This is a genomic window from Mesorhizobium sp. P5_C1, from assembly GCF_054049815.1.
Map to the genome: position 1 here is coordinate 1 of NZ_JBFULQ010000219.1, position 8858 is coordinate 8858.

Here is an 8858-nt window from a genome sequence, read left to right on the forward strand (position 1 = left end):
AGAATGGGGCCTGGACGAAACTATAGCTTCGACCGGCGAGGGGAATTCACTGGGGAGGGGCGTCGATGAAAATCGGCATGTGCATGTTCCTGTGGACGACGGCGGTGTCGAAGAAACACGAGCCGTTGCTCCGCGACATCAAGGCAACCGGTTTTGATGGCGTCGAGATACCGATCTTCGCCGGCACGCCCGACGACTACAAGAAACTGGGTGAGTTGCTCGACCGTATCGGGCTGGAGCGGACCGCCGTGTCAGCCATGGGCGATCCGGCGATGAACCTGATCGCGGCCGACGCCGCGACCCGCAAGGCCGGCGTCGACTATATGAAATGGGCTATCGACTGCGCCGACGCGCTCGGCGCCAGCACGCTGAGCGGACCGCTGCATTCGACGCTCGGTGCCTTCTCCGGCTCGGGGCCGACAGCCGCCGAGAAGAAACGCTCGGTCGCTTCGCAACGCGCGATCGGCGATCATGCCGGCAAGAGGAACGTCACAATCGGGCTCGAGGCGCTGAACCGCTTCGAATGCTATCTTCTCAACACGATGGCGGATCTGTCCGAGCATATCGATGCCATCGACCGGCCGCACATCAAGGCGATGTACGACACGTTCCATGCCAACATCGAGGAAGCCGACCCGATCGGCGCCTATACAAAACACCGCAGGAATGTCGTCCATATCCATATTTCGGAGAACGACCGCGGCGTGCCGGGGCGCGGCAATATCCCGTGGAAGGAAGCGTTCTCCGCCATCCGCAAGAGTGGTTATGACGACTGGCTGACGATCGAGGCGTTCGGCCGTTCGCTCAAGGACCTGGCTGCGGCGACCAAGGTGTGGCGCGATTTTTCCGAGAGCCCGGAAGCCGTCTATCGCGACGGCTACAAGCATATCAGGAACGGGTGGAAGAAAGCGGCGTAAGGCGTGTTGAGACATGCTCTGAAGCGCCGTGATCGCTAACCCTGCTCGGCCTGGATTCTGTTGTAGTCGTGGATGGTCCGGCTCAGCCGGCGGCGCAGGAAGTTGGATATGTTGTCGAAGATGAACACCACGGCCAGCGTCAGCAGCACCATGTAGAAGACGTTGGCCCAGTTGGAGTTGGTGCGCATCGCTTCCCATAGTTTCAGGCCGATGCCGCCGGCGCCGACGGCGCCGATGATCGTGKCGCCGCGGGTGTTGGATTCCCACTGGTAGAGCGTCTGGCTGATGAAGATCGGAATCACTTCAGGCATTACGCCATAGCGCTGCACCAGCAAACCGTTGGCACCTGTCGACTTGATGCCCTCGCGCGGTTTGTCGTCGATGTTCTCGAGGCTTTCCGAATAGGTTTTGCCCAGCGTGCCGATCTCGGTGAAGAAGATCGCGGCACTGCCGGCCAGCGGGCCAGGGCCGAAGGCGCGGGTGAAGAACAGCGCCCAGATCAGCATGTCGACCGAACGCATGAAGTCGAAGAAACGCTTGAGCACCTGGCTGAGCAGCCCGTTCGGCGTGATGTTGCGGGCGGCGAAGAAGGCAAGCGGGAAGGCGACGATGCCACCGAGCAGCGCGCCGAGAAAGGCCATGACGATGGTCTGCAGCAACTTCGTCCAGACGTCGCCGTGCTGCCACTGGGCGTTGTTCCAGATATTGTCTCCCGCCAGCGCGAGGTTCGAGGTGCCCGGCTTGAGTTCGGGGCCGGACACGATCAGCGAGACCACTTCGCTGGCCGACTTGCCGAAGAAGGGCGAGCGCGTGTCGAAGACGAAATTTGCCCAGCCGAGGAAGCGCTTGCGGACCTTGACGCGGTCGACGGTGACGCGCACTTCGCCGGCGAAGCCCATCTTGGCCACCACCTCGTCGTCATGAGCGGTGATCCAGTCCGGCACCGGGCCCGAGATCACCGGCTTGCCGCCGGTCAGCGACACCGGCACCGTCTCGCCATTGGCCACGATCGTCGCCTTGGTCTTGTCGAAGGTGACGGACTTGTCCGGACCGTCGATCAGGACGCTGAAGGTGCCGTCCGCGTTCTTGATGACCCAGTCTGGGTTCGGGTTCTCGCCAAGCGCGGAAAAGCGCGGGTATTTCGGTGTTATCTCGGGCTGGTCGAGCCGAAATTCCGGCTGCAGGTCATAGCTGACCCACTGCGTCAGGAAGAGCGGCAGGCGTTCCCAGTGCGATTCCCGCAGCACTTGCGGCAGGCTGAAGAACCACAAGGCATAGATGAGGTAGAGCAGTATGCCGACGAACAGGAACAGCGGGGCAAAGCGCTTGTACGTCGGCCGCCGGAACACTTGCGGGTAGCGCTCCTCGATCAACCGGATTTCGTCGGCGGTCATCGTCGCCATGATCAAGAACCTGATCCATCCCGATAGGACCGGGATGGATCTCTATCTTTTGGTTTTGCCATGGTCTTTTCCGAAAACCGGATTCCACTTTTCGGGATCATGGCTAAGCACCCATCAGGAAGGCTTGTTCGCCGACCAGCTTGCGGCGCAGCCAGGCGGAGAACTGGTCGATGATGAAGATGGTCGTGAACAAGAGCAGCACCAACGCCAGCGTCTTGGCGCCGAAGCCGCGTGAAATCGAGAGTTTCAATTCCTCGCCGATGCCGCCGCCGCCGACGGCGCCGATGATGGTCGAAGCGCGCACATTGATCTCGACGCGGAGCAGCGTGTAGGACATGAAGTTGGGCAGCACCTGCGGCAGGTCGGCGAAGCGCACACGCTCGAACCAGTTGGCGCCGACCGCCCTCAGGCCTTCCTCGGCGCGCATATCGATGTTCTCGTTGATCTCATAGAACAGCTTGCCGAGCGCGCCTATCGAATGCAGGCCGATGGCGATGATAGCAGCGATCGGACCGGTCGAGACGATGGCGGCGAAGAGGCCAGCAATGACGATCTCCGGAAAGGCGCGCAGCAGCTCCATGAAGCGCTTGACGACGAGCCTCAGCACCGGATGCGGCGTCAGGTTGCGCGCGGCGATGAAGGAAAACGGCACGGCGAAGATGAAGCCGATAAACGTCGAGACCAGGGCCATGTTCACCGTGGTCAGCATGAGCTCGAAATATTCAGGGATGTAAAAGCCGCCCCAGACATAGACGCGGCCGAGCGGAAAGTTGAATTCCTGGGTGCCAGTGTCATGCGGCGAGGCAATGTCGAACAGCGCCCGCCAGACGTCGTTCCAATCCTTGGGGATCAGCCAGCTCAGGAAGTCCAGAATATGCGGCAGCCGGTCGAAGAAGTGCCCGGCATTGGCTTCGTCGGCGAACCACATGCTCGCAAACATCGCGGCAAGCAGTAAACCGACGCCAAGCACCGTATAGAGCCGGCGCAGCGATATCTGGCGTCGCCAGGCATCGGCCATCTGATGGGCGGCGGAGGGGGCTGTCACGGAAAGGGTCATGATCGGACAAACAGAAGGGGCGGTGTTTTGAACACCGCCCTTCTGATTTTTGCCGTTAGCCGCCGATGGCCGCCTTACGGGCTTCGACGATGACGTTGTAGAAGTCCGCCTTCACCGGAACGTAGCCGGTGAAATCGCCGCCTTCGACGCCCTCGAAGCAAGCCTTGTCCTTGGCCGGCAGGGCCGTGAAGAAGGCAGTCAGCTTGGCAGTCATGTCGTCGCCGAGTGCGGTGCGCACGACCAGCGGGCCGTTCGGGATCAGGCCCGAGCGCCAGACTTCGACGAAGTCGTTGGGGTCGACGGCGCCCTTGGCGACTTCCTTGTGGAAGGTGCCGGAGGTGTAGCCGTTCTTGAAATCGCCGATGCCCGAGGAATCGTCCACCGCGACGTCGACCTTGCCGTCACGCACGGCCAGGACGTTGTTCTCGTGGCCGCCATTGAACTGGGTCGAAGCGAAGAAGGTTTCGTTCGAAGCGCCAGTGTCCTTCGGGATCTGGGTCAGCGGGATCAGATAGCCGGAGGTCGAATCCGGATCGGCGTAGCCGAGCTTCTTGCCCTTGGCCGACTTGATGTCGGTGATGCCGGAAGACTTGAGCGCCAGGCCGATCGAATAGTAGCCGGTGGCGCCGTCGGTCTGCTGGGTGGTGAGGATCGGGGTTACCGCCTTCGGGTCCTTGAGGGCGATGCTGGCATAGCCGGAAGCGCCGAGTTCGGCGAAGTCGAGGGTACCGCCGAGCAGGCCCTGGATGACGCCGTCATAGTCGGCGGCGGGGAACAGCGAGACCTTCTCGAAACCGAATTCGGCCTTCAGATGGTCGGCCAGGCACTGGTAGTTGCGCAGCCGGTCGGTTTCGTTCTCGCCGCCAAGGATACCGACGCGGAATTCCTTCATATCGGCGGCGTGGGCCATGCTGGTTGCCATGGCGAGCACCGAAACGGCGCTAAAAACCATCTTCCTGAACATTGGATATCTCTCCTGTGGGTTCCGGCCCCGCGCCGGTAGCGTTGGTTATTCTGACAGGTGCCCTTGACGCGGGCTGGCGATCCAGGTCGCTCTTTCTTGACTCAATATCCCGGGAATGCGGGCTCGAGCGGTCCGGCGGATGCAGTGATCTTTTGCTTGTAGGCGATGCTGGTCGAGGTGATGGCCTCGGAGATTTGCTGTCGGCGCCATAGACGAGACGGACAGCCTCGCGGTTGAGCTCTTCCGGCGGGCCGTCGAAGACGACCTTGCCGGCGGCCATGCCGATGATGCGGTTGCAGTAGGCGCGCGCAGTGTCCAGCGTGTGCAGATTGGTGACGACGGTGATGCCTTCGCGCAGATTGATGTCCTGCAGCGAATCCATCACCACCTTGGCGTTGAGTGGGTCGAGCGAAGCGATCGGCTCGTCGGCGAGGATCACCTTGGGCTGCTGCATCATGGCGCGGGCAATGGCGACGCGCTGCTGCTGGCCACCCGACAAAGTACCGGCAGGCTGCATTGCGGTGCGGGCAATGTCGAGCCGCTCGAGCGCGGCGACCGCCTCGGCGCACTCGGCGCGGGAAAACATGCCGAGCAGGTTCGACATGGTCGAACGGTGGTTCAGCTTGCCGAGCAGCACATTGGTCAGCACGTCGAGGCGCGGCACCAGGTTGAACTGCTGGAAGATCATGGCGCAGTCGCGCTGCCAGCGCCGGAGCGGCGAGCCGCGCAGCTGGGAAACTTCGGCGCCGTCAAAAAAAATCGATCCCTGGCTGGGATCGATGAGACGATTGATCATGCGAAGAAGGGTTGATTTGCCAGCACCCGAACGGCCGATAATGCCAACCATCTGACCCTGCGGGATCGAGACGTTGATATCGCTGACGGCAGTGTTCTTGCCAAATCGTCGGGTGACGCCGCGGATTTCGAGCGTGGCTGACATGGTCGTTTGCAGTCCAGTCGCGTTGAAGGTCTGTTAAGAACTTCGCTAGCGCAGCGCCATGAACCTGCGGTGTCGGATTGATGTCAGTTTTGTTACTGCCCACAGGCGCGGCGTCAGGCGCCCGGTGGTGGATCAGCCGAGCACCTGCAACTCTTCGAAATGCTCCATGTCCCTGAAGCTGCAGAAGGCCGGCGCCTTGATCTCGATCGCCGGAGCCTGCCGCGCGAAAAGCGCGAGAGAGTCATCGAACAGTTGCTGCCATGCGGCCGCCCTGTCATCCGCAAGACGCTGGATCTGATAGGCGAAGGTGATGTGGAAGGCGTAGCTGTCATGGTCGGGATGCCGGTAGCCGAACGGCACCGCCAAGGCATCGCGCCAGGCGCCCATGATGCGCACGTCCTCGTCGGTCGCGCCGGCAACGGTAAGGCCGGTCGGTACGACTGCGACCACCTTGATGTTGAACGGGCCGAGGCCCTTGAAGCCCTTCAAGCGTTCCAAATAGAGGCGGGTCATGGCGTCGATGCTGGTGTCGAGCGGCACGTCATGTGGCCAGTAGGGCAAACGGCGGCGATATTCGATGATGCCCTGGAACAGCGTCATGTGCAGGCTGGAGACCGGGGTGAAGGCCAGCCGGTCGGCATCGGGCATCGCCAGCATCCGGTCGCGCACCTCAAGCACCACGGCCTCGGAGGGCGAACCGCTGACGAGATGGCTGACGACCGTGTTGCCGGGCTCGATCAGGAAATTGCCCGACGTGTCGTAGCGCGTGCCGAGATGAACCGGTGGCTTCGGATTGGAGCCGGCAAAGAATCCGGCGAGCGAGGGTCTGACTGAAACAGGCATTGCGATCTCCAGGGCAGATGGCGTCCTGCCCCGGCGATGTGTCAGGGAGATGAAACAGGCTCACCTATGACAATGATGTGATGGCCTATCCGCAATATTTTTCCAGAAAGGCCTCGGCCGATAGTTCCCGGAAATCAACCAGTGCTGTCCGCAGCTTGGCATGGTCCCAGTCCCACCAGGCGAGCGCCTGGTAGCGTTCGGCGGTGCGGCGGTCGAAACGCTCGCGGATCGGTTTGGCCGGCACGCCGCCGACGATGGTGTAAGGCGCGACATCCTTCGACACGACGGCACCGGCACCGACCGCGGCGCCATCGCCGACGGTGACGCCGGGCAGGATGGTCGAGCCGTGGCCGAGCCAGGTGTCGTGGCCGATGGTGACGCGCTTGGCGCGTCGCTGGGCGAAGAACTCGCTCTCGTGCTCGGCGTCGTCCCAATAGTCGGAGGCGCGGTAGGTGAAATGGTGCAGCGTCGGCCGCCATGTCGGGTGGTTGGTGGCGTTGATGCGCACGCTGGCTGCAATGTTGGAAAACTTGCCGATCGTCGCGCACCAGACGGCGCAGTCCTGCATCATGTAGGAATAGTCGCCGAGGATGCTCTCGGAAACCCGGCTGCGGTCGGCGATCTCGGTCCAGCGGCCAAGCGTTGAGTTCTGTACGTCCGCCGTCGGGTGGATCAGCGGCGTCTCTGACAGCTTTTTCGTCATGCGGCGACTTTTCCGGGCGCGAAAGCGGTGACGTCGATGATGCGGTCGGCGACGGCCTCGCGCACGTTGTGGTCGTGGAAGATGCCGAGCAGGGCGACGCCCGCGGCTTTCTTGGCGGCGATGAGTTCGATCACAACGTCGCGGTTCCTGGCATCGAGCGAGGCGGTCGGTTCGTCGAGGAGCAGGATCGGGTGCTCGGTGATGAAGCCGCGCGCGATGTTGACGCGCTGTTGCTCGCCGCCGGAGAAGGTTGCCGGCGGCAACGCCCAGAGTTTTTCCGGCAGGTTGAGCTGCGCCAGCAAGGCGCGTGCCTTGCCGCGCGCGTTCTCGCGGTCCTCGCCGCGCTCGACCAGCGGTTCGGCGACGACGTCCAGCGCCGAGACGCGCGGCACGGTGCGCAGGAACTGGCTGACATAGCCGATCGTTTGCCGGCGTATGGCAAGCACGGTGCGCGGACTGGCGGTGGCGAGATCGATCAGCCCGTCATCGTGCTTGACGATGATCTGGCCCTCGTCGACGGCGTAGTTGCCGTAGAGCATCTTCAGGATCGAGCTCTTGCCGGCACCGGACGGGCCGCCGAGCACGGTGCATTCACCAGCCCTGATCGAGAACGAGACACCGGCGACGACAGGCAGTTTGATGCCGTCGCGCAGATGCATGGTGAAGCTCTTGGCGGCGTCGGAGACAACGAGGGGCGTCGGCATGGGTTACACCTGAAGTATCGAGGAAACGAGAAGCTGGGTGTAGGGCGCGCGCGGGTCATCGAGCACGCGGTCGGTGAGACCGCTTTCGACGACGCGGCCATCCTTCATCACCATCATGCGCTGCGACAGAAGACGCGCCACGGCGAGGTCGTGGGTGACGACGATGGCGGCGAGACCAAGGTCGGTGACCAGGCCGCGCAGCAGGTCGAGCAGGCGTGCCTGCACCGAGACGTCGAGGCCGCCCGTCGGCTCATCCATGAACACCAGCCGTGGCCCGGTGACGAGGTTGCGGGCGATCTGCAGGCGCTGCCGCATGCCGCCGGAAAAGGCGCGCGGCTCGTCGTCGATGCGGTCTTCGTCGATCTCGACGCGCGACAGCCAGTCGACGGCCGTGGCGCGGATCTTTCCGTAGTGGCGGTCGCCGACCGCCATCAGCCGTTCGCCGACATTGGCGCCGGCCGACACCGTCATGCGCAGGCCATCGGCCGGGTTCTGGTGGACGAAACCCCAGTCGGTACGCATCAGGAAGCGGCGCTCGGCCTCGCTCATCCGGTAGAGTTCTCGGAACTGGCCGTCGCGCATGCGGTAGCTGGCGGTGCCGGAACTCGGCAACAGCCGGGTCGACAGGCAGTTGAGCAGGGTCGTCTTGCCGGAACCGGACTCGCCGACGACCGCCAGAACTTCGCCCGGCCACAGGTCGAAGGAAACGTTGTCGCAGCCGACGCGCGAGCCATAGAATTTGGAGAGCGCCGAGACGCGCAGCATTGGTTCGTCTGTCATGGACGGGATCCTGGCATGAATTCTGTGCTATCTGCTCCCGTCGTGATTTTGCCGGCGAGCAGGTCAAGAAATGCGTTGCCGATTTCGAGCAGCCGACTGGTCTCGATTGGGTGTGACCAAACAATGCTGAGTCCGAGAAGATTAATCGTGGCGGGTTCGAGCATCTTTGCGTGTCTCTCCAACATCGAGAGGAGTCGCCCTATCGCGCTGACCACTTTTTGCTTCGCGTTCTGATCGCGCGCCACGCGGTCCAAATCTGCCACAACGAAACCTGGAGCATGGCACTCGGATTGCAAAAGCCATTCTTCCCGGGCGACCATTTCTGGAGCCGACTGATCGAGATTGGATTGGACATGTAATGCCAGCAAACGCAGCCAAAGACACAGCAGGCTGTCGTTCATCCAGAAGCCCTTTTCATCTACTTCAACGAAAGAGCTACCCATTGGAGTGGTCCCGGATGGCCTGAATCTCCTCGCCAGCAGTATCAGGGGCAAGATGGCCACGATGACCCTCTTCACGCCGCTTCTCGCAGTGATCGGTGTCGGAG

General features: G+C 62.5%; 9 protein-coding genes and 1 pseudogene. 1 reads left to right on the plus strand and 9 read right to left on the minus strand.

Annotated features, from left to right (window positions below; all coding sequences use genetic code 11):
• The first annotated feature begins 65 nt into the window (after positions 1 to 65).
• Positions 66 to 917 (plus strand): sugar phosphate isomerase/epimerase family protein, encoded by an 852-nt coding sequence (locus tag ACXJ7R_RS17900; RefSeq protein ID WP_457152999.1) that lies wholly within the window; start codon positions 66 to 68, stop codon positions 915 to 917.
• A 35-nt stretch (positions 918 to 952) separates the two neighbouring features.
• On the opposite strand, the gene phnE (ACXJ7R_RS17905) is transcribed toward ACXJ7R_RS17900, so the two are convergent.
• From phnE (ACXJ7R_RS17905) to ACXJ7R_RS17945, 9 genes and pseudogenes are all read right to left on the minus strand, one after another.
• A complete protein-coding gene (phnE, locus tag ACXJ7R_RS17905; protein WP_457153000.1) occupies positions 953 to 2320 on the minus strand; it encodes a phosphonate ABC transporter, permease protein PhnE in 1368 nt (455 codons plus the stop codon).
• Positions 2321 to 2423: 103 nt separating this feature from the next.
• Positions 2424 to 3377 carry a phosphonate ABC transporter, permease protein PhnE gene (phnE, locus tag ACXJ7R_RS17910; protein WP_457153001.1) on the minus strand — a complete coding sequence of 318 codons (954 nt, stop codon included), beginning with the start codon at positions 3375 to 3377 and terminating at the stop codon, positions 2424 to 2426.
• A gap of 55 nt (positions 3378 to 3432) precedes the next feature.
• Entirely contained in the window at positions 3433 to 4341 is a 909-nt protein-coding gene (phnD, locus tag ACXJ7R_RS17915; protein ID WP_457153002.1) for a phosphonate ABC transporter substrate-binding protein, read from the minus strand.
• Positions 4342 to 4442: 101 nt separating this feature from the next.
• Positions 4443 to 5281 (minus strand): annotated as a pseudogene (phnC, locus tag ACXJ7R_RS17920) (phosphonate ABC transporter ATP-binding protein).
• A 132-nt stretch (positions 5282 to 5413) separates the two neighbouring features.
• On the minus strand, positions 5414 to 6124 hold the full coding sequence (locus tag ACXJ7R_RS17925) for a DUF1868 domain-containing protein (RefSeq protein ID WP_457153003.1): 711 nt from the start codon (positions 6122 to 6124) through the stop codon (positions 5414 to 5416).
• Between the two features lie 85 nt (positions 6125 to 6209).
• Positions 6210 to 6827: a DapH/DapD/GlmU-related protein gene (locus ACXJ7R_RS17930; RefSeq protein WP_457153004.1), complete on the minus strand. Its 618-nt coding sequence runs from the start codon at positions 6825 to 6827 to the stop codon at positions 6210 to 6212.
• Positions 6824 to 7531, minus strand: a complete 708-nt coding sequence (gene phnL, locus ACXJ7R_RS17935; RefSeq protein ID WP_457153005.1) for a phosphonate C-P lyase system protein PhnL — start codon at positions 7529 to 7531, stop codon at positions 6824 to 6826. The genes ACXJ7R_RS17930 and phnL overlap by 4 nt, the downstream gene beginning before the upstream one ends.
• 3 nt (positions 7532 to 7534) lie before the next feature.
• The gene (gene phnK / locus ACXJ7R_RS17940; RefSeq protein ID WP_457153006.1) at positions 7535 to 8311 is read right to left on the minus strand and encodes a phosphonate C-P lyase system protein PhnK; all 777 of its coding nucleotides are present in this window, start codon (positions 8309 to 8311) and stop codon (positions 7535 to 7537) included.
• The coding region (locus ACXJ7R_RS17945; protein WP_457153007.1) for a hypothetical protein at positions 8308 to 8858 on the minus strand (551 nt) is incomplete at its 5' end. The genes ACXJ7R_RS17945 and phnK, both read right to left, overlap by 4 nt.